Origin of the sequence: Sphaerisporangium rubeum, assembly GCF_014207705.1 — a bacterium.
Classification (GTDB): Bacteria; Actinomycetota; Actinomycetes; order Streptosporangiales; family Streptosporangiaceae; genus Sphaerisporangium; species Sphaerisporangium rubeum.
Map to the genome: position 1 here is coordinate 6,294,293 of NZ_JACHIU010000001.1, position 20,035 is coordinate 6,314,327.

The 20,035-nt window shown below is 71.2% G+C and carries 18 protein-coding genes; 6 read left to right on the forward strand and 12 right to left on the reverse strand.

Annotated features, from left to right (window positions below; genetic code table 11):
* Positions 1-73: 73 nt before the first annotated feature.
* From rsmD to BJ992_RS26555, 3 genes are all read right to left on the reverse strand, one after another.
* Positions 74-634 carry a 16S rRNA (guanine(966)-N(2))-methyltransferase RsmD gene (gene rsmD / locus BJ992_RS26545; RefSeq protein WP_184985547.1) on the reverse strand — a complete coding sequence of 187 codons (561 nt, stop codon included), beginning with the start codon at positions 632-634 and terminating at the stop codon, positions 74-76.
* 1,064 nt (positions 635-1,698) lie between these two features.
* Entirely contained in the window at positions 1,699-4,026 is a 2,328-nt protein-coding gene (gene recG, locus BJ992_RS26550; protein WP_184985549.1) for an ATP-dependent DNA helicase RecG, read from the reverse strand.
* Between the two features lie 452 nt (positions 4,027-4,478).
* On the reverse strand, positions 4,479-6,212 hold the full coding sequence (locus tag BJ992_RS26555) for a DAK2 domain-containing protein (RefSeq protein WP_184985551.1): 1,734 nt from the start codon (positions 6,210-6,212) through the stop codon (positions 4,479-4,481).
* Between the two features lie 322 nt (positions 6,213-6,534).
* Between BJ992_RS26555 and rpmB the strand changes: the two genes are divergently transcribed.
* Positions 6,535-6,720: a 50S ribosomal protein L28 gene (gene rpmB / locus BJ992_RS26560; protein WP_184985553.1), complete on the forward strand. Its 186-nt coding sequence runs from the start codon at positions 6,535-6,537 to the stop codon at positions 6,718-6,720.
* Between the two features lie 236 nt (positions 6,721-6,956).
* Here the strand turns inward: rpmB and thiD are convergent, their stop codons facing one another.
* Both thiD and BJ992_RS26570 read right to left on the reverse strand, forming a co-directional pair.
* Positions 6,957-7,748 carry a bifunctional hydroxymethylpyrimidine kinase/phosphomethylpyrimidine kinase gene (thiD, locus tag BJ992_RS26565; protein WP_184985555.1) on the reverse strand — a complete coding sequence of 264 codons (792 nt, stop codon included), beginning with the start codon at positions 7,746-7,748 and terminating at the stop codon, positions 6,957-6,959.
* Between the two features lie 234 nt (positions 7,749-7,982).
* A complete protein-coding gene (locus BJ992_RS26570) occupies positions 7,983-9,107 on the reverse strand; it encodes a hypothetical protein (RefSeq protein WP_184985557.1) in 1,125 nt (374 codons plus the stop codon).
* Between the two features lie 340 nt (positions 9,108-9,447).
* On the opposite strand from BJ992_RS26570, the gene BJ992_RS26575 reads away from it, so the two are divergent.
* Positions 9,448-9,591 (forward strand): hypothetical protein, encoded by a 144-nt coding sequence (locus tag BJ992_RS26575; protein WP_184985559.1) that lies wholly within the window; start codon positions 9,448-9,450, stop codon positions 9,589-9,591.
* 639 nt (positions 9,592-10,230) lie between these two features.
* On the opposite strand, the gene BJ992_RS26580 is transcribed toward BJ992_RS26575, so the two are convergent.
* Positions 10,231-11,187 carry a thiamine-phosphate kinase gene (locus BJ992_RS26580; protein ID WP_184985561.1) on the reverse strand — a complete coding sequence of 319 codons (957 nt, stop codon included), beginning with the start codon at positions 11,185-11,187 and terminating at the stop codon, positions 10,231-10,233.
* A gap of 77 nt (positions 11,188-11,264) precedes the next feature.
* On the opposite strand from BJ992_RS26580, the gene BJ992_RS26585 reads away from it, so the two are divergent.
* Positions 11,265-11,498: an Lrp/AsnC family transcriptional regulator gene (locus BJ992_RS26585; protein ID WP_184985563.1), complete on the forward strand. Its 234-nt coding sequence runs from the start codon at positions 11,265-11,267 to the stop codon at positions 11,496-11,498.
* 24 nt (positions 11,499-11,522) lie between these two features.
* Positions 11,523-11,951, forward strand: coding sequence for a DUF3515 family protein (locus BJ992_RS26590; RefSeq protein WP_221474994.1), 429 nt, complete (start codon positions 11,523-11,525; stop codon positions 11,949-11,951).
* Positions 11,952-11,960: 9 nt separating this feature from the next.
* Here the strand turns inward: BJ992_RS26590 and BJ992_RS26595 are convergent, their stop codons facing one another.
* The 4 genes from BJ992_RS26595 to BJ992_RS26610 are packed head-to-tail and all read right to left on the reverse strand — an operon-like array spanning position 11,961 to position 16,113.
* Entirely contained in the window at positions 11,961-13,076 is a 1,116-nt protein-coding gene (locus BJ992_RS26595) for a D-alanine--D-alanine ligase family protein (RefSeq protein ID WP_184985565.1), read from the reverse strand.
* 55 nt (positions 13,077-13,131) lie between these two features.
* Positions 13,132-14,382 carry an aminotransferase class I/II-fold pyridoxal phosphate-dependent enzyme gene (locus BJ992_RS26600; RefSeq protein WP_184985567.1) on the reverse strand — a complete coding sequence of 417 codons (1,251 nt, stop codon included), beginning with the start codon at positions 14,380-14,382 and terminating at the stop codon, positions 13,132-13,134.
* Positions 14,379-15,386 (reverse strand): NAD(P)H-dependent glycerol-3-phosphate dehydrogenase, encoded by a 1,008-nt coding sequence (locus BJ992_RS26605; protein ID WP_184985569.1) that lies wholly within the window; start codon positions 15,384-15,386, stop codon positions 14,379-14,381. Before BJ992_RS26605 ends, BJ992_RS26600 begins: the two co-directional genes overlap by 4 nt.
* Positions 15,387-15,444: 58 nt before the next feature.
* Complete coding sequence (locus BJ992_RS26610; protein WP_343072862.1) at positions 15,445-16,113, reverse strand: lysophospholipid acyltransferase family protein; 669 nt, start codon at positions 16,111-16,113, stop codon at positions 15,445-15,447.
* A gap of 127 nt (positions 16,114-16,240) precedes the next feature.
* On the opposite strand from BJ992_RS26610, the gene cofC reads away from it, so the two are divergent.
* Positions 16,241-16,933 carry a 2-phospho-L-lactate guanylyltransferase gene (cofC, locus tag BJ992_RS26615; protein ID WP_184985573.1) on the forward strand — a complete coding sequence of 231 codons (693 nt, stop codon included), beginning with the start codon at positions 16,241-16,243 and terminating at the stop codon, positions 16,931-16,933.
* Positions 16,934-17,086: 153 nt separating this feature from the next.
* On the opposite strand, the gene BJ992_RS26620 is transcribed toward cofC, so the two are convergent.
* Positions 17,087-18,796: an MFS transporter gene (locus tag BJ992_RS26620; protein WP_184985575.1), complete on the reverse strand. Its 1,710-nt coding sequence runs from the start codon at positions 18,794-18,796 to the stop codon at positions 17,087-17,089.
* Positions 18,797-19,040: 244 nt separating this feature from the next.
* Between BJ992_RS26620 and BJ992_RS26625 the strand changes: the two genes are divergently transcribed.
* Positions 19,041-19,823: a TetR/AcrR family transcriptional regulator gene (locus BJ992_RS26625; RefSeq protein WP_184985577.1), complete on the forward strand. Its 783-nt coding sequence runs from the start codon at positions 19,041-19,043 to the stop codon at positions 19,821-19,823.
* Here BJ992_RS26625 and BJ992_RS26630 read toward each other — a convergent pair.
* Positions 19,820-20,023 (reverse strand): hypothetical protein, encoded by a 204-nt coding sequence (locus BJ992_RS26630; protein ID WP_184985579.1) that lies wholly within the window; start codon positions 20,021-20,023, stop codon positions 19,820-19,822. The two genes, BJ992_RS26625 and BJ992_RS26630, sit on opposite strands and share 4 nt — an antisense overlap.
* Positions 20,024-20,035 lie beyond the last annotated feature (12 nt).

The following is a 20,035-nucleotide window of genomic DNA, read 5'->3' on the forward strand; positions in this document are numbered from 1 at the left end:
ACCGGCGCCGCGTCGGCGGGAAGCAGGTCGGCGAAAGCCGGCGCCGTCGTACGGCGGGGAACCCGTGGGAGGTTCAGAGCGCGCGTGCGTACCAGACGGCGGCTTCGCCGTAGCGGCGGACCTTCTCCGCCTCGTACCCCGGCGGCCATTCCAGGTCCGCGCCGCGGGATTCACGTTCCACCGCCACCAGCGCGTCCTCAGCCAGCCACCCGTTGTCCCTGAGCGACCCGAGCACCCGGATCACGGCCTCGTCCCCCACCGCGTACGGCGGATCGGCGAACACGAAGTCGTACGGCTCCTCGCACGGCCCCGCCACCACCCGCTCCACCTTGTCGGACACCACTACGGCCCCGTCCAGCCCCAGCGACCCCACATTGCCGCGGATCGTCCGCGCCGCCCTCCCGTCCGCCTCCACCAGCAAAGCGTGCGAGGCACCCCGGGACAGCGCCTCCAGCCCCACCGCCCCCGACCCCGCATAAAGATCCAGCACCCGGGCCCCGTCCAGCGGCCCGAGCAGCGACCCCACCGTGGAGAACACCCCCTCCCGCGCACGATCACTGGTGGGACGCGTCCCCCGCCCCGGCGGCACCGCGATCCGCCGCCCTCCCGCACTCCCCGCGATCAGCCTGGTCACCGTCCCATTCTCACCGCTCCCCGGCCCTCCGCGTCCCCCAAGGTCAAGAGTCCCCAAGTGTCGTCGAGGAATGAGCAAGGGTGATTCCCCCGGGCCGCCCGAACCCACATGATGAGTTCTGCGGCCTTCATGGTGACCCAGGGGAAGGCCGACCGGCGTGATCGTGAGCCCTTCCGCGCGCCGGTGCCCTCGGCACCTGACCCGAGGGTGGGCCCAGCCAGGGACGGCATTCGGGGGGAGGCCGTCCCGCGGCTGGGCCCTGGGTCATTTCACTCCCCCACCCCCCCGGCGGCCCGAACGACCCCCACTCACCCCGGAACCTCAACCCGCCGACCCACCCGCAGCTTCCGGTTGAGTCGGCCGCCGTACAGCGGCACCGAATCCTCCGCACCACCTCCCGCCGTTACCGGCGCCGGAAAGGGTGGCCCGTCGACTCAAGTGGTTGTCAACCCACCCAATGGGAGACCCCTACACCCGATCACCTCGGCGGTCGAGCCACAACACCACGACCCAGGGACGGCACCAGAACGTAGAACCCACGGTCACAGCGCAACGACGCACCCAGCCACCTCGGTCACGTCGGATGCCGTCAGGCCGTCTGGTTCTTTGGGCCGGCCACCGTACGACGGCGCCGGATTCACCACACCGCTTCCCGCCGTACCGGCGCCGGAAAAGAGGGCCCGTCGACGCACAGTACGACCGACACGACCAACACTGCACGGCACCACACGGCACGGCACCACACGGCACGGCACGGCACGGCACCACACGGCACGGCACCACACGGCACGGCACCACACGGCACGGCACCACACGGCACGGCACCACACGGCACGGCACCACACGGCACGGCACCACACGGCACGGCACCACACGGCACGGCACCACACGGCACGGCACCACACGGCACGGCACCACACGGCACGGCACCACACTGCACGGCACCACACTGCACGGCACCACACGGCACGGCACCACACGGCACGGCACGACACCGCACGGTCTGCACGTTCACTCGCGAAGGGCCAGGACACCGTGGCCGGTGTCGGTCGGTTCGTGGGTGGTCAGGTTTTTTCGAGGTATTCGGCTTTGGAGTCGCCTAGAAGGCGGTCGATCTCGGCTCTCAGGTCGGGGTGAGTGGTCAGGTCGGGGTCGGTGGTGAGGAGGGTTTGGGCTTCTTCTCTGGCTTGGTGGATGACGTCTTCGTCGCGGAGGAGTTGGAGCAGTTTCAGGCTTGATCTGCGGCCGGACTGGGCTGCGCCTAGGACGTCGCCTTCTCGGCGTTGTTCCAGGTCTACTCGGGAGAGTTCGAAGCCGTCGACGGTGGCGGCGACGGCGGCCAGGCGTTCTCTGGCGGGGGTGCCTTCTGGGGAGTCGGTGACCAGGAGGCAGAGGCCGGGGAGGCCGCCGCGGCCTACTCGGCCGCGTAGCTGGTGGAGCTGGGAGACGCCGAAGCGGTCGGCGTCCATGATGACCATGACGGAGGAGTTGGGGACGTCCACGCCGACCTCGATGACGGTCGTGGAGACGAGCACGTCGATCTCTCCCTTGGTGAAAGAGTGCATCACGGCGTCCTTCTCCTCGGGGGGCATGCGGCCGTGGAGGATCTCGACACGCAGGCCGGCGAGAGGGCCGGCGGTCAGGGTGGCGGCCACCTCGGCGACGGACAGGGGAGGTCGGCGGTCCTCGTCGGATGGTGGAGCGAACATGGCGTCCTCATCGGACAGCCGGGAGGAGATCGCATCCTTGCCGGACGGCCTGGAGGAGATCGCATCCTTGCCGGACGGTCGGGATGACGTGGTGTCCTTGTGGGACGGCCGGGAAGAGATCGCATCCTTGCCGCTCGGCCGGGAGGACACGGTGTCGTCGTCGGTCTCGTTGTCGCCGATGCGGGGGCAGACGACGTACGCCTGGCGGCCGAGGCCGACTTCCTCGCGGACGCGTTCCCAGGCGCGTTCCAGGTAGTGGGGTTTGTCGGCGGCGGGGACGACGTGGGTGGTGATGGGGGCCCGGCCGGCGGGGAGTTGGCTGAGGGTGGAGACCTCCAGGTCGCCGAAGACGGTCATGGCGACCGTGCGGGGGATGGGGGTGGCGGTCATCACCAGGACGTGGGGACGGCCACCGCCGGCCTTCTCGCGGAGAGCGTCGCGCTGCTCCACGCCGAAGCGGTGCTGCTCGTCCACGACCACCAGGCCGAGGTCGGCGAACTGCACGTACTCCTGGAGCAAGGCGTGAGTGCCGACCACGATGCCGGCGGCGCCGGAGGCGGCATCCAGGAGGGCCTGGCGTCGGGCCGCGGCTCCCATGGAGCCGGTGAGCAGGGTGACACCGGTGCCGCCCAGGATGCCGCCGCCTGCGAGGTCGCCGAGCATGCGGGTGATGGAACGGTGGTGCTGCTGCGCCAGGACCTCGGTGGGGGCGAGCAGCGCCGCCTGGCCCCCGGCGTCCACGACCTGGAGCATGGCCCGCAGCGCCACCACGGTCTTGCCGGCGCCGACCTCGCCTTGGAGCAGGCGGTGCATCGGGTGATCACGGCTGAGCTCCGCCGCTACGCGCTCCCCTACTTCGAGCTGGCCCTCGGTGAGGCTGAACGGCAGGCGCTCGTCGAACCGCGCGAGCAGGCCGTCGTCCCGGCGGGGACGGGGGGTCGCGGGCCAGGCCGCCGCGGCCTGACGGCGCTGAGCGAGGACGGCCTGCAGGACGAAGGCCTCGTCGAACTTGAGCCTCTTCCGCGCCTTGCCGATGTCGGCGTGATCACGGGGCCGGTGCACGGCCTCAAGCGCCTCGGCCAGGCCGGTGAGCTGGTGTCTCGACCGGACGTCGGCCGGGAGAGGGTCCGGCAGGGGGCCGAGCGTGTCGAGCACGACGCCGATGGCGCGGCGGATGACCCACGAGGACACCCCCGCCGCGGCGGGGTAGATGGGGACGGGGGCCGCGGCGAACTCGACGGCGCTGGAGTCGCTCTCCTCGAACAGCTCGAACTCGGGTTGGTTGAGCTGCCACCGCCCTCCCGTGCCGCGACCGAACCGGCCCGCCTTGCCGGAGAACATGGCGCGGGTGCCCGGTTTCAGGCGAGTCTCCACCACATGGGACACCTTGCCGAAGAACGACAGATAGATCTTGTTACGCCGTCCGTCGACGACCTCGACCTCCAGCCAGGTGCCGCCTCTGTTGCGCATCGGCTTGCGCATCAGCCTGGACACTTCGCCGACCACCGTGACGTACTCGTCCACCTGCAGCGCGTCGAGCTCGGTCAGCTCACCACGCTCGGCATACCGCCGGGGGTAGTGCCGCAGCAGCTCCCCCACCGTGGTGAGGTTGAGCGAACTCTCCAGCGGCTTGGCCGTCTTCGGATCGAGCGCCTTCCCGAGCGGCTCCTCAAAACGCGTCACGCCACCCAGTTCTACCGTCCACACCCGACAACCACACCCGCCAACGCACCACCTGTGGACAACTCCAGGGCTCAGAGGCCCGAGAACCGAGAACAGGCGCCGTCTGCGGCGAGCGGGCCGTGGTCGAGCGGCGTGAGCTTCGAAGGGGTGCGGACCGTACCGTGGGTCCTTCGGGTTTTGATCGACAGGGGTCCTCGGGGACCGTGGTCACTCCGTTCCGGCCGGGAGGGTGGAGGGTCTGAACCATCCCTGCGGTCGGCTGTGGCCGGTCGGGGTCAGGAGTCACTCCCTCCGATCAGGATGGACCAACCGTCCCCCGGCCGAACGGGGAGTGAATGTCCGGGACAGCTGCGGTCAGGCTCGGGATCACTCCACTCCGTTCAAGAGAGGACAGCCGGCCCCGGCCGAACAGGGAGTGAAGTGTCCGGCATATCTGCGGTCAGGCTCGGGGGTCACTCGACTCCGATCAGGAGGGGATAGCCGCCCTGGCCGCCGTTGTAGATGGTCACCTCCAGGTCGGGGCGGCGGGTGGTGAGGTGGGTGTGGAGGGTGTCGGCCAGGGTGGGGCCGGGGCCGGAGCCGGCGATCAAGGTGATCAGTTCGCTGCTTCCGGAGAGCATGCGGGACGCGACGTCCAGAGCCACCTTTTCGGCGGAGATGCCGATCAGGGCCACGTCTCCCTCGATGACGCCGACCACGTCGCCGGGGTGGCAGAGGCCGGCGCTGGTCATGGCCTCTCGGTCGGCGATCCAGACGTGGCCGTGGCGGGTGTGGACGGCGGCGCCTGTCATGGCCACCACGTCGTCGTCGAAGCGGCGCAGGGGGTCGTGTACGGCCAGAGCGGACAGGCCCTGCACGGTGGCCTTGGTGGGGAGGACGGCCACGACGACGCCTTCCTCACGAGCGATCTCGGCGGCGGCGATCGCCACGGCGCGCGCGCCGTCGTCGTTGGGGAGGACGGCGACCTCTGTGCCGGCGGCGCGCACGGCGTCCAGGACGGCGGCCAGCGCGGGGGCCGAGCCGGGGGTGCGGCGTACGGTCACGGCGCCGGCGCTCTCGAACAGGGCCGCGATCTCGGGCCCGGCGGCCACCGCCACGACGCCGCGGCCGGTGCCGGCCGGACGGTGGGTGCGGGCCGCGGCGGCCAGGTAGGTGATCTTCACACGGTACGGCCGGCCGGCGCGCATGCCGGCCTCGACGGCGGCGCCGGCGTCGTCCACATGCACGTGGACGTTCCACAGGCCCTCGCCGCCGACGACCACCAGGGAGTCCCCGAGCGCGTCCAGCTCGCGGCGCAGCGACTCCACGGCGGCGTCCTCGGCCTCCAGCAGGTACATGACCTCGTAGCCGGGGCCGCCGTCCTCCCCGGCCGGCACGAGCTTCGCGGCGGCCCTGGGGACGTCGTACCGGTCCGCGTACGTCCGGGTGATCACGGCGGCGAGGCTTTCCACGATCACGGTGAGCCCGGCGGCGCCGGCGTCCACGACGCCGTTGCGCGCGAGGACGTCGAGCTGCTCGGTCGTCCGGGTGAGCGCCGCGCGCGCGGCCGAAGCGGCGCGGCCCGCGACCTCCGCCAGTTCCCCCGAGGTGTTCCGCACGGCTCCCGCCACGGCGGCGAGCACACTCAGCACCGTGCCCTCGACGGGTCTCGCGACGGCGCTCCTCGCCAGCTCGGCGGCCCTGACCAGGCCGTCCCGCAGGTCGCCACCGCCGCCTTCGGCGCGCCTGAGCACCTCGGCCATGCCGCGCAGCGCCTGGCTGAGGATGACCCCCGAGTTGCCGCGCGCGCCGAGCAGCGCGCCGTGCGCGAAGGTGCGCCAGGTGACCTCGATGTCGGCGTCCTCGGGGAGCCCGTCGAGTGCCTCGGCCGCCGAGAGCATCGTCAGGTGGAGGTTCGTCCCGGTGTCGCCGTCCGGCACCGGGAACACGTTCAACGCGTCGATCTCGGCTCTGGCCCGTCCGAGCGCGTCCGCGCACAGTCGCGACCACCGCCGCACGGCCGCCGCGTCCAGGACCTTGAGCGCCGTCTCCGCGACCCCGGCCGTACCGGGCCAGGACCCCGTCGCGCCTGGCCCGGCCGCTGTCTCCGCATCCGCGACACCGGCCGTTCCGTCCCCGGCGGACCAGGGACCGGTCCCCGTGCCCTCGGGCTCGGACGCCTGCGATCCGACGGACTCAGAAGCCATGGACACTCCCCTGGTGGCCGCACCCGGACTCAGCCACGTACGTCCCTCGACTCACCGACACCGACCCTCCACCGTGTGTCCGACGACCGCCTCGGCTCGTCCGCGGTGGTGCCAGGCAGGGGTAGGCCGCGGTTCGGGGAGCGGGGTGGCGGGTGTTGCGGTACGGTGGGTCCCACGAGACTATCCCCGTCAGTGGTGCTTCCGTTTCGCGTGCACCTGGGGGGTTCGGATATCCTCGTACGGCCAGCCGGTTGTCCCGGCATGCCCGACCACCGCTTCGAAGTCGGTTCGGGCTGATCGACTGATCTAAGGAGCGATTACCGTGGCTTCCGTCTGCGACGTCTGCGGCAAGGGGCCGATCTTCGGCAACAACATCTCCCACTCGCACCGCCGCACCCGGCGCCGCTGGAACCCCAACATTCAGCGTGTCCGTGCGATGGTGGGCAGCACCCCGAAGCGGCTGAACGTCTGCACCTCCTGCATCAAGGCCGGCAAGATCACCCGCTAGTCTCGATCACGGCTTTTCCCCAGCCCGTCCCCGCGAGGGGGCGGGCTGCCGTGTTTCCACGACCACATCTCGAGACCCGGTACCGAGCTGTCCGCCGAGCGAGCCGCCGTACGACGGCGCCGGATTCACCGCACCCCATCCCGCCGTGTACTCCACGCACCCGAACCGCCACGCTAGGAAGACACCGTGAAGCAATCGCACCGACCGCGCGACCTACAAGCGTGGACGTGACCGGGTCAGGTCGAGCGGTGGCGCCAGGCGTGGTCCACGGGGCCGATGCCTGAGCCGAGTGGGTAGCCGTGTGCGATGGCGCCGGTCACGTAGGTCTTGGCGTTGTGGACGGCGGTGGGGATGTCGTCGCCCAGGGCCAGGTGGGAGGCTATGGCGGAGGCCAGGGTGCAGCCGGTGCCGTGGGTGTGGTGGTTGTCGTGGCGGGGGGCGGTCAGGCGGTACTCCTCGGTGCCGTCGGTGAGGAGGTCCACGGGGGGGCCGGGGAGGTGGCCGCCTTTGATGAGGACCCAGGTCGGGCCTAGGGACAGCAGGGCCTCGGCGGCGGGACGCATGCCGGTCTCGTCCTCGACCTTGATCGAGGTGAGTTGCTCCACCTCGTAGAGGTTGGGGGTGACGACGGTCGCCACGGGGAGGAGCCGGGAGATCACCGTCTCGACGGCCTCGGGGGCCAGCAGCGAGTCGCCGTGTTTGGAGACTCCCACCGGGTCGACCACCACGGGTGCCGTCACGGTGCCGAGCACTTCGGCCACGACCTCGACGAGCGCGGGGGACGCGAGCATGCCGGTCTTGACGGCCTGTGCGCCGATGTCACCGAGCACCGAGTCGAGCTGGGCCCGCACCGCCTCGGGGGGGAGTTCCCAGTACCCCTGCACTCCCAGGGAGTTCTGCGCCGTGACCGCCGCGATCACGCTCATGCCGTGCACGCCGAGCGCCGACATGGTCTTCAGGTCCGCCTGGATGCCGGCGCCTCCCCCGGAGTCGGAGCCTGCGACGGTCAGCACGCGGGGAGGAGTCATGACCCCATGAAACCAGGCGTTGTCCTGTGATCGGCACACGGCTCCGTCCAGGAAACGTGATGGCTCAACGGCTCCGTCCAGGAACGCCATGGCTCAGAGGATGCGCGGTCCCGCTGCGGAGGACGCCACCGGACGGTGGCGTACTTGACCGGCCATCAGGTGGTGGCGCGGAGGCGGCGCGGTCCCGCTGCGGAGGACGCCGCCGGACGGTGGCCGCACCTGACTGACCGGTCATCAGGTGGCGGTGAGCTGGCAGGCGCCGGTGGAGAGGCGGCAGGAGGTGGGTTCGGTGGGGGTGCCTTCGGCGGTGAAGGTGACCACCAGGGTTTCGTCGGCGCGCAGGGGGGTGCTGGAGTCGAGTACCAGGGTGGCGCCTTCCTGGAACCAGTCGCCTGTGTCGGCGCCGGTGACGGTGCCGCCGACGGGGAGGCGGAGTTGCCAGGTGGTCAGGGGGTCGCCGGTGTTGGTCACGGTCACGCGTGCGGTGTAGCCGGCTCGGGTGACGTCGGAGACGGTGAAGCCTACGGAGACCTGGCCGGTGGTGGTGAGCGGCTGGTTCTCGGGGTCGCTCACCGGAGGGGTGATCTCGGGCTCGTCGGGTGACGGTTCGGGGATGTCCGTGGTGGGGTCGGGGTCGGGTTCGGCGATGGTGCGTTCAGGGGTGGGCCGGTCGGAGGAACGAGGCCGGTCGGTGGTGCGGCTCGGACGGGGGGACGGAGCGGACGTGGTGACGCGGGGGGTGGGTCTGGTGCCGGCCGTCTTGGCCTTCTTGGTCGGCGTGGCCGTCGGAGTGTCCGCGGGGGTGTCGGTGGTCAGCGGGTCGGCGTCCGCCGTACCGGGGAGGGTCAGGCCGTTGTTGGGCTTGCCGCTGGCGACCGCGGCGCAGACCTCGTCCGGTCCGCAGTCGGGGGCCTTGGTGAGGGTCAGCGGACCTGAGGCGAGCCGCAGACCGATCACCACGACGCTCACCGCCACCACGACCGCGACGACGCACAGCACGAGCAGCCGCCGGCTGTTCCGTTCCTTCGGCCGTCGCCTGGACCTCCGCGAGCCACCGCCGCGTGCCGGCTCGCCGTCCCCGGAGCCGTACGGCTCCGCAGGCGGCCCGCCGAGCCTGATCTCCAGCCCTTCCTCACCGGTGGCACCGGCGTCGCTTCCCGGATCGCCGGCACTTGCACCGGAACCGATCCCCCGGTCACCGCGGCCCCCATCGATCCCCGGGCTGCCGACACGGGTGCCGTCATCGACGTCCGGACCGGGAACACCGCTACCGGCCCACGGGTCCTCGGCACGGCCATCGGGCCACCGGCTGTCGGCACGGGGAGGACGAGCACCGGTACCGCCGTCGGTTCCCAGCACGTCGGCACCGGTATCGGTGAACGGGTCGTAGGAACCGGTGTCGAACCTAATGGGGCCGGTACCGGTCGCCGGACCGTCGGCACGTGTGCCGGGCCCGGTCCCCCAGTCGTCGAGACCGGCATCGGTCCCCGGACGGCCGGTGGCCGTGCCATAGCCCGCCTCAGGACGAGCGGCGGCGCCGTGACCTGCCTCAGGACGAACGGCCGCACCGTAGCCTGCCTCAGGACGAACGGCCGCACCGTAGCCTGCCTCAGGACGAACGGCCGCGCCGTGACCCGTCTCAGGACGGCCCGTGCCGGTGGCGGGCTCGCCGGTGCCGGTGATCGGAAGCTTGTAGTCGATGCCTGTGTACGTCGGCCGTTCGGTGGGGGCCGGTGACGGGCTGCCTGTCGCGGGCCGGGAGGGCTCCGGCCACCGCGTGCCGGTGTCCCCGGGTCCGGTGCCGGCATCACCCGTGGGTGGCGGCGCCGAGGGTCCGCCGTGAGCGGTGTGGCCGGTGGGGGGCTCCGCGGAGGTGGGAGGCGGGTCGTCCCAGGAGCTGGGCCAGGACGGTGGTTCGGCGTCCCAGGCGCTGGAGCGGCGAGGGGAGCCGTCCGGGGTGGGCTCGACGGGACGGTATGCCGCGGTCCAGTCCACTTCGTCAGGGAACTCCGGCAGAAGGGAGGTTTCCTCCGGTGTGTCCCCGGAGGCGTTGTCCCGGCCGTGGGATGACTTGTGGCGGCCCCGTCCCATGAAGCGCCTCTCTGCTAGAAACTACGGCGCCACACTTCATAACACCTTAGATACTTCTTTGTCACAATTTTCGCCTGATTCACGAGAGTGATCCCAGCCACCCTCCGCCTCGCACTCCCCCTGACCTGCACAGCTTCCCACCCTGCCGTCGACCGTTCATCGCAGAGATCCGTGTCCGAGGACGATCACCAGTCCCGATCCGGCGATCAATCACCCCGCCGAACACCAATCGATCGACGGTGGCGATCCGGTCCACCGGCATCAGGACTGCGCGGAGGGACAAGCCGGCCAGAAGCACCTTCTCGGTGGGACACGTAGTCAGGTCGCCGACGTGCGGGCCGGCCGCTTCTCCACCGTCTGGCCGCGGAGGAGTCCCGTCACCGACCGGCGGTCACCGGAAGTGGTCCCATCCCCCCTCCACCTCGTCATACCCGCTCACCCGCACCCCTTCCCCCTCGACGACCCGGCCCACGGTCAGCCAGCCGGCCGGTGGAGCGGCGGGGAAGGTCGCCACGAGCGCGTGGTCGTCGCCGCCGGTGAGGATCCAGCGGACCGGGTCGGCGCCGGTCAGGGAGCCGGCCTCGGTGAGGTCGTCCGGCACGGGGAAGGCCGCGGCGTCGATCTCGACGCGTACGCCGCTCGCGGACGCGATGTGGCCCACGTCCTGCACGAGGCCGTCGCTGACGTCGGCCATCGCGGTGGCCCCCAGGCGGGCCGCCTCGGGGCCTGAGGCGTACGGGGGGCGGGGACGACGGTGCGCGTCCACCAGTGAGGGGAGGGGGGCGGGATGGCCCGACTGGAGGAGGGCCAGGCCGGCGGCGGCGTGGCCGAGGCGGCCGGTGACGGCCAGGAGGTCGCCGGGGCGGGCTCCGGCGCGGGTGACGGGGGGACGGCCGTCCAGGGTGCCGAGCGCGGTCACTCCCAGGACCAACCGGTCGGATCTGGAGATGTCTCCGCCGGCGACACCGGCGCCTACGGGGGTGCATTCGTCGCGGAAGCCGGCGGTGAGGTCGTCGAGCCATTCGACCGGCAGGTCGCCGGGGAGGCCGAGGCCGACGAACAGCGCGGTGGGTTCGGCCCCCATGGCGGCGATGTCGGCGAGGTTCTGCGCGGCGGCCTTTCGGCCGACGTCGTACGCACTGGACCAATCGCGGCGGAAGTGCCTACCCTCAAGAAGGAGGTCCGTCGTCACGACGACCCTCCCACCGGGAGCAGCGAGCACTGCGGCGTCGTCACCAGGACCAAGCAAGACAGCCGGAGGTTGTGGCAAGCGTCCGACAATACGTGCAATGATCCCGAATTCGCCAAGATCTGCGACTGTGATAGCACACCTCCGGGTGTGTTCCATGTACGGTGGCGATTCGGCACGCTGATCTAGATTGGGCGATTTGAACCATGGCAAGTCGCCCCCGCCGGGAGGACGTGATGGTGCAGGCCTACATCCTTATCCAGACCGAAGTCGGCAAGGCCGCGGAGGTCGCCGGGGCTATCTCGTCGATCACCGGGGTCACGCAGGCCGAGGACGTCACAGGACCGTACGACGTTATCGTGCGTGCCGAGGCGAACAACGTCGACGAGCTCGGCAAACTCGTGGTCGCGCAGATTCAGTCGGTGGAGGGGATCACGCGTACCCTTACATGTCCGATCGTTCATATCTGAGCGTCACGCTTTTCGGGGGGTTCCTTGATCCGGGCCGTGCCGGCCGTGCTGGCCGTGCTCGTGTTGTCGGGCTGCGGCGGAGCGGTCCGGGTCGACCCCCCGAACCCGCAGGGTGACACCGCGCGGGCCTGCCGCACCTTGGAGGGACGGCTGCCGCGCACCCTCGACGGCGCCGAGCGGGTGCCGTCGGAGCCGCCTTCGCCGTACGTCGCGGTGTGGGGTGAGGCGGAGATCGCGCTGCGCTGCGGTGTGCCGAGGCCCGCGGCCATGGACCCGCAGCAGCAGGTGACCGAGGTGGACGGTGTGCCGTGGTTCAACGACCCGGCGCGGCCCGCCCTGTTCACCGCGCTGGCCAAGGGCGGGTACGTCGAGGTCACGATCTCCGCGCGTCATCAGCCCGCCGGTGTGCTGGTGGACCTGGCCGCCCCGATCAAGGCGGCCTTCGGCGGCTGACGCGCCAGGTCAGCGCAGGCCGAGCGGCCGTTCCAGCGCGAGCCTGATGAGGTGGTCCACCAGCTCGGCGTACGGCAGGCCCGAGGCGGCCCACAGCTGCGGCGCCACCGACATCGCGGTGAACCCCGGCATGGTGTTGATCTCGTTGACGATGAGGCTGCCTGACGGGGTGTAGAAGAAGTCGACCCGGGACAGGCCCTCGCAGCCGAGCGCCTCGTAGGCGCGCACCGCCATCTGCCGCAGCTCCTCACCGGCCGCGACGGGGATGTCGGCCGGCACCTGGAGCGACATGTCCGACCCGATGTATTTCGCGGAGAAGTCAAAGAACTCGTGGTCGTCGGTGACCAGCACCTCACCCGGCATGCTGGCGGCCGGCGGCTCGTCCCCGAAGGACTCCAGCACGGCGCACTCGATCTCACGGCCCTCGATGGCCGCCTCGACCAGCACCTTGGGGTCGTGCTCCCTGGCCGCCTCCACGGCCGTCACCAGCTCGGCGACGTCCCCCGCGCGGGAGATCCCCTGGCTGGAGCCGGCGCGGGACGGCTTGACGAACACCGGCCAGCCGAGCCCTTCGATGTCCTTGAGCACCCGGTCGCGGTCCAGCCGCCACTCGCGGTCACGCACCACGACGTACGGCCCGACCGGCAGCCCCGCCGCGGCGAGCATCGCCTTCATGTACGCCTTGTCCATGCCGACGGCGCTGGCGAGCACTCCTGAGCCGACGTAGCGGACCCCGGCCATCTCCAGCAAACCCTGGATGGTGCCGTCCTCGCCGAACGGCCCGTGCAGCATGGGGAACACCACGTCCACCTCGCCGAGGGAGGCGGGGATGCGGCCGGGGTCCAGCGCGACGAGCCTGCCGGTGCCGGACGGCAGTGCGAGCTCCGCGCCGGTGTCCGCGACCGCCGGCAGTTCGCCGTCCTCGATCTGGAAGGTCTGGTCCTCCGGTGCCAGCACCCACCGGCCGTCGGCGGCGATCCCGACGGGGATCACGTCGTACCTGGACCGGTCGAGGGCCGCGAGCACGCTGCCCGCACCCATGAGAGAGACCGCGTGCTCGGAGTTGCGTCCGCCGAACACCACCGCGACCCGAACACGCCGCCGGGAGTCATGCTGCTCGTTCATGATGCCCGAATCTACCGTGCGCGAGCATCGTCCCAGGTTGTCGGGTGAGGCCCGGTCAGCCCCGGCCGGCCCCCGAGCGCAGCGCGTCCAAGGCGTCGGTGACGTCCGCGATGAGGTCCTCGGCGTCCTCCAGGCCCACGGAGAACCGCACGGCTCCGGCGTCCACCCCGGACGTGGTGAGCGCGGCCTCGTCGAGCTGGCGGTGCGTGGTGGACGCGACGTGCGCGACCTTGGTGTGGGTGCCGCCGAAGGACGTGGCGACGCGGGACAGCCGCACGGTGTCGGCGAGCATGACCCCGGCCTCGTAGCCGCCGTGCGGGGTGACGGTGACGCAGGCGCCGAACCGCGTGCCTTCGGGGCCCGCGTCGAAGAGCTGGCGCGCGAGCTGGTGGCCGGGGTGACCGGACAGGCCGGGGTAGTCGACGCGGCGCACCGCGGGGTGCTTGGCGACGGCGGCGGCGAACACCATGGCGGTGGCGCACATGCGGCGCACGCGCAGCGGCAGGGTCTCAAGACCCCGGCGCAGCAGGAACGCCTCGTCCGGCGACAGGGTGGCGCCGGTGTCGATGCGGGTCTCGCGGATCTTGGCGATCAGGTCGGGACGGCCGACGACGGCCCCGCCTGTGCAGTCGTCGTGGCCGCCGATGTACTTGGTGGCCGAGTGGACGACGAGGTCGGCGCCGTGTTCGAGCGGCCGGCACACGACGGGGGTGGCGAACGTCGAGTCGACCACGAGCAGCGCGCCGGCGTTCCGCGCGATGCGGTACAGCCCCCGGATGTCGGCGACCGCCATGGTGGGGTTGCTCAGCGTCTCCGCAAAAATGATCTTCGTGGAGGAGCGTACGGACTCGTGGACGCGCCGCAGGTCGGAGTAGTCGACGAAGTCCGCCGACACCCCGAACCGGCCGAGCACGTTGGACAGCACCGAGTAGGTGCCGCCGTACACCGGCGCAGGCGCCACCACGTGCGTGCCGGCGCGCAGGAACGTCAGCAGCACCGTGCTCACCGCCGACATGCCGGACGAGAACGCCTGCCCCGCGACGTCCTCAGGCGCGGCGGCGCCTTCCAGGGACGCGATGCCGGACGCGAACGCCGCCACGGTGGGGTTGTCGACGCGGCTGTAGGCGAACCCGGGTGCGCGGTCGCCGAGCACGTCGCCGTACTCGGCGGAACTGCCGAAGCTCCACGCCGAGCTGCGCCACACCGGCAGCCCCATGGGTTCCTGACGCGGCACGGGGGCCGGCGGCAGGTGCACCGCGCGGGTGTTCTCGCCGAACCTCCTGCGTGCGCGCCGTGAGGGGGTCACACTCCGTACCGTTCTGGCTTGGGGGTGCGCGACATCAGCAACATGGCCGCCTCGCTCGGGGTCATTCCGTCGTGGACGACGCCGACGACCACCTCGGTGATCGGCATCTCGACGTCGTGCTTCCTGGCCAGGTCGAGGACAGACTCACAGGACTTGACCCCCTCCGCGGTCTGCTTGGTCGCGGCGATGGTCTCGGCCATGGTCATGCCTCTGCCGAGATTCTCACCGAAGGTGCGGTTCCGCGACAACGGTGAGGTGCAGGTGGCCACCAGGTCCCCCATGCCGGCCAGCCCGGCGAACGTGTGGGGGTCGGCGCCGAGCGCCGCGCCGAGCCGTGAGATCTCGGCGAGGCCCCGCGTCATGAGCATCGCGCGCACGTTGTCGCCGAGGCCCATGCCGGCGGCCACGCCGACGGCCAGCGCGATGACGTTCTTCACCGCGCCGCCGAGCTCCACCCCGACGACGTCGGGGTTGGTGTAGGCGCGGAACCACGGCAGGTGGCAGGCCTCCTGCAGGCGCATGGTGACCGTCTCGTCCACACCGGCGACGACCGTGGCGGCCGGCTCGCGGCGCACCAGCTCGCCGACGAGGTTCGGCCCCGACACCACGGCGACCCGCTCGGCCGGCACACCCGCGACCTCGCGGATCACCTCGCTCATGCGGCGGCACGTGCGCAGCTCGACGCCTTTCATCAGGCTGACCAGCACGGCGTCACTGGGGAGGTGCGGAGCCCACGCCGCGAGGTTGCCGCGCAGCGTCTGGGACGGCACCGCGAGGACCACGAAATCGGCGTCCTTCATGGCCGGCTCGGGGTCGGTGGTGGCGCGCAGCGAGGACGGCAGGGTGATGCCGGGGAGGTACTCGGGGTTCTCGTGCCGCTTGTCGATGGCCTCGACCACCTCGGCGCGCCGTCCCCACAGGGTGGTCTCGGTCCCCGCCTCCGCCAGGATCATCGCGAAAGTGGTGCCCCACGAACCTGTTCCGAAAACGACGGCCTTGGTCATGTGCTCACCGTACGCTCCGTCGGCCGGGCCGATCGCATCTCGTTCACCCCCGCAAGCCCTAGCCCGCGCGGCCCTCCGGCTCGAACGGGGTGTCCGGCGCCTTCTCGCCGCGCAGCTCGGCGAGCTGCGCCGTGATGGCCGCCATGATGTCGGCGGTGGCCTCCTTGAGCACCTTGCCGCGCAGCGGCAGGCCCTCGTACTTGGACAGGTCGACCGGTGGCCCGGCGACGGCGTGGAAGGTCTTGCGCGGCAGCAGCCGCGGCGTCTTGCGGCCGTACGGCAGCAGCTCCTGCGCACCCCAGTGGGCCACCGGGATCACCGGGACGCCTGTGGCGAGCGCCAGCCGCGCCACACCGGTCTTGCCGGCCATGGGCCACAGGTCGGGGTCGCGGCTGATGGTGCCCTCGGGGTAGAAGATCACGCACGAGCCGTCGCGCAGCGCGTCCTCGGCGAACTTCAGCGAGCGCGCGGCGTCGGTGCTGCCGCGGAACACCGGGATCTGCCGGCACTTGCGGATGATCCAGCCGATGACGGGGATGTCGAACAGACCCGCCTTGGCGAGGTAGACCGGCCAGCGGCCGTTGTCGTAGGTGAAGTGCGCCAGCAACAGAGGGTCGCTCCACGACAGGTGGTTGGCCGCGATGATCACACCGCCGGTGCGTGGCAGGTGTGCGTGGCCCCGCCAGTCCCGCTTGCTGAACAGGTAGAGAAACGCTTTGACGATCACCACGACAAAGGCTTCCAACGGGATGGGCGGACGTCCGGGGCGGCTCATTGACTCCTCCAGTCATGCATCGCGCGCCCTCAGTCTCCCGGTTGGCTCGGCATGCTGTCGAGGCGCGATGCTAAAGGCTATGCGTGGTGAGACCCATGGTGACGTCCCCGGTGCCCGGACGGGGAACGGCTGGACCCTCGTGGTACCGGTGAAGACGCTCATCGCGGCCAAGACGCGGCTCGCCGATGCCGCGGGGCCGCACAGGGCCGCGCTCGCCGTGGCCGTGGCGTGCGACACGGTCGCCGCGGCTCTTCGCTGCGCCGACGTCGCGCGGGTGGTGGTGGTGACGGCCGACCCCGTGCCCGCCGCCGCGCTGTCGGCGCTCGGAGCGCTCGTCGTGCCGGACCCGGAGGCGGGGCTGAACGCCGCGTTGCGCGCCGGTGGCGCGGCGGCCGTACGGCTGGCGCCTGAGGGTCACGTGGGTGCGCTCCAGGCGGACCTGCCGGCGCTGCGGCCGGCGGAGCTGTCGGTGGCGCTGGCGACGGCGGCCGAGTTCGACCAGGCGTTCGTGCCGGACGCGGCCGAGGTGGGGACCACGTTCTACGGTGTGCGGCCCGGCGTGCCGTTCCTGCCGCGTTTCGGCGGCGAGTCGCGTGCGCGGCACCTCGGATCGGGGGCCAAGGAGATCGCCGTGGACGGCATCGCGTCGCTGCGGCGCGACGTGGACACCCCGGCCGACCTGCTGGAGGCACTCGCGCTCGGCGTCGGGCCCCGTACGGCGGAGGTGGCAGCGACGATGAGGGGGCCCACCGGACGGTGGGCCCCCCGCTGAGACCGGCGCCTGGACCGGAACCTCAGGCCGGCGGCTCCGGCGAACGGCACTTGGACCGGAACCTGGTCCGGTTCCTGCGAACGGCACCCAAGATCGGCGCCGCTCCGGCCGGCGGACCCCCGTGACCGCCGGCCGGTCGCTCGGTCCGGCCGTTCAGTGCGGCATCTGGTCCTCCGGCAGGGGCTGCTTCGGCAGCAGGAACGCGACCGCGAACGTCAGCAGCAGCATGCCGGCCACCACCCACAGGATGGTCTTCATCGCGATGCCGAAGCCTTCCTTGCCGGCGTCGGCGCCGGCCGTCATGACGGCCTTCTGGATCGCGGCGCCGGACTGCGGCGAGGTGGCCGCCGCACGTGCGGCCTGCTCAAGCCGCACGCAGGAGGCGGGAACCTGCTGGGGGTCCTTGGCGACGGCGCGGTCACGGCCGCAGTCGCGCAGCGCCGTCACGATGGCGTCCTGCCGTGCGCCGGTGACCTGCACGGCGGCGAGGTCGGCACGCAGCTTCGGCGCGACGTCGTCCGCGGCGGTCGCGACGTTGCCGCCGAGCAGGCCGAAGAACACCGTGCCGAGCAGCGCGACCCCGAAGGCGCTGCCGAGCTGCTGCACGGCGGTCAGCGTGCCGGACGCCGAACCGGTCTCGTGCTGCTCCACCCCGGCGAGCACGATGGCGAAGAACGGCGCCATCAGCAGGCCCATCCCGATACCGGTGAACAGCAGCGACGGCGCGAGCTGCCAGGCCGAGACGCCGATGCCGGCGAGGTTGATGGTGACCAGGATGGCGAGCACGCCGAGCGTCATGACGAGCGTGCCGCTGTGCAGGACCTTGCGGCCGAACTTCTGCAGCGGCTGGGCCAGACCGAAGCCGACGACCATGCCGACCGACCACGGCGCCATGGCGAGGCCCGCGGTGAGCGTGCTGTAGCCGAGGCCGATCTGGGTGTACAGGTTGAACACCAGCGAGAAGCCGATCATGCCGGAGAAGAAGACGATGCCGGTGACCAGGCCGCCGGTGAAGGCGCGCTTGCGGAACAGGCTCGGCACCACCAGGGGGTCGCCGCCGGCGCGGCTCTTGCGCGCCTCGAACCAGCCGAACAGGACGAACGCCACGACCGACCCCGCGATCATGAGGAACGACCACAGTGGCCAGTCGTGCTCGCGGCCCTGCACCAGCGGGAAGACGATGAGCAGGCCGGCCAGGGACGCCAGCAGCATGCCGGGGAAGTCCAGCTTGAGCGGATGCGGGGAGCGCGACTCCGGCAGGAAGCGCAGGCCGGCGAGCACCGCGGCGGCGCCGAGCGGCAGGTTGATCAGGAAGATCATGCGCCAGCCGGTGCCGAAGAAGTCGGCCTCGATCAGCCATCCGGCGAGCACGGGACCACCGACCGACGACAGGCCCATGACCGGGCCGAACAGGCCGAACGCGGCCTGCATCTCCTTCGGCGGGAACATCTCCTTGATCATGCCGAGGCCCTGCGGGAGCATGACCGCGCCGAACAGGCCCTGCACCACTCGCGCGCCGACCAGGAGCTCGGGGTTCTGCGCCACGGCGCACAGCAGCGAGCCCACGGTGAAGCCGGCCGCGCCGATCAGGAACATACGCTTGCGGCCGTAGATGTCACCGAGCCGGCCGCCGGTGATGAGGCCGACCGCCATGGCCAGCGTGTACGCGGCGCCGAGCCACTGGATGACGGCCGCGCTGCCGCCGAGCTCCGCGCGGATGGTGGGGCCTGCGATGTTGGTGACCAGCGCGTCGAGCATGTCCATCACCTCGGCGGCGAGGATGACGAACAGCGCGGCCCAGCGCCACCGGTACGGCGCGGGACCAGGGGGTGCTGACGTGGTCGAGGTGTCGGTCGTCGTCATGGGGGGCTCCTCGGTCCGGCGTCTGCCAGGCGGGACAGAACAGTGTTCATCAGATACGAGCGATGTTCTATACTAGAACGGTGTTCGTCGCAAAGTGCGATGTTCTCAAGATATGTCGCGTCGATGCGAACTGACAAGATATATCGCGAAATTGCCACCAGAGTTCCCGGATGGACAGGCCCTACGGCAGGCCGCACTAGACTCCGGGTACGCCATCACCAGGGACGCCGAGGGGCGGTGAGAGATGAGCCGTCCACATCAGGACGATCCGCACTCCCCTGACGCCGAGCCCGGCCGTCAGGACCAGTCCCCTCCACCGCCGCCATGGGGCCGCGCGCGCAAGCGGCCCGCACCGGCCCGCGTCCCCCTCACCCGTGACCGCATCGTGGACGCCGCGTACGTCGTGCTGGACCGCGAGGGTTACGACGGCCTGAGCATGCGGCAGGTCGCGACCGAGCTCGGCGTCGCCGTCTCCGCGCTGTACGCGCACGTGACGAGCAAGGACGATCTGCTCCAGATGATGTACGAGCGCCTGTTCATCGACCACGAGCCACCCGAGCCCGACCCCGCGCGGTGGCAGGAGCAGATCAAGGAATACGCCGTCGAGTGGCGGCGCCGCCTGCTCGGCCACCGCGACATGGCCCGCATCTCCGTGGCGCAGATGCCGTTCACCCCCGACCTGCTCGCCACCACCGAGAAGCTCTTCGCCATCTTCCGCGCCGCCGGCCTCCCCGACGAGATCGCGGCCACCGCCGGCGACATCATGGCGACCTACGTCGACGGGTTCTCCTACGAGGAGAGCATGTGGCAGGAGCGGCAGCGTGAGGCCGACGCGGCCGACTGGAGCGAGATGAGCCACACGCTCAGGACCTACTTCGCCTCACTGCCACCCGACCGCTTCCCCACCCTCGTGGCCCTCTCCGGCCAGATGTTCCACAGGAACAACGACGACCGGTTCCTGCTGGGGCTGGACATCCTGCTGCGGGGCCTGGCCAGCTACATCCCGCGCGACGACGGGCCTCGCTAGCCGGGGAGAGGGAAGGTCGACAGCGTGATCACGGTGATCGCGCCGTCCTCGACCCTGATGTTGACCCGCTGACCCGACCGCAGCAGCCGCAACGGCCCCGCGTCGAAGGCCTCGGTGCCGAACGGCATCTCGGTGCCGTCGTCGAGGAACACCGAGCCGGACCGGCTCGCCTCGTCGAAGAACCGCACCGTCGCCTGCACGGCCGCAAGTCT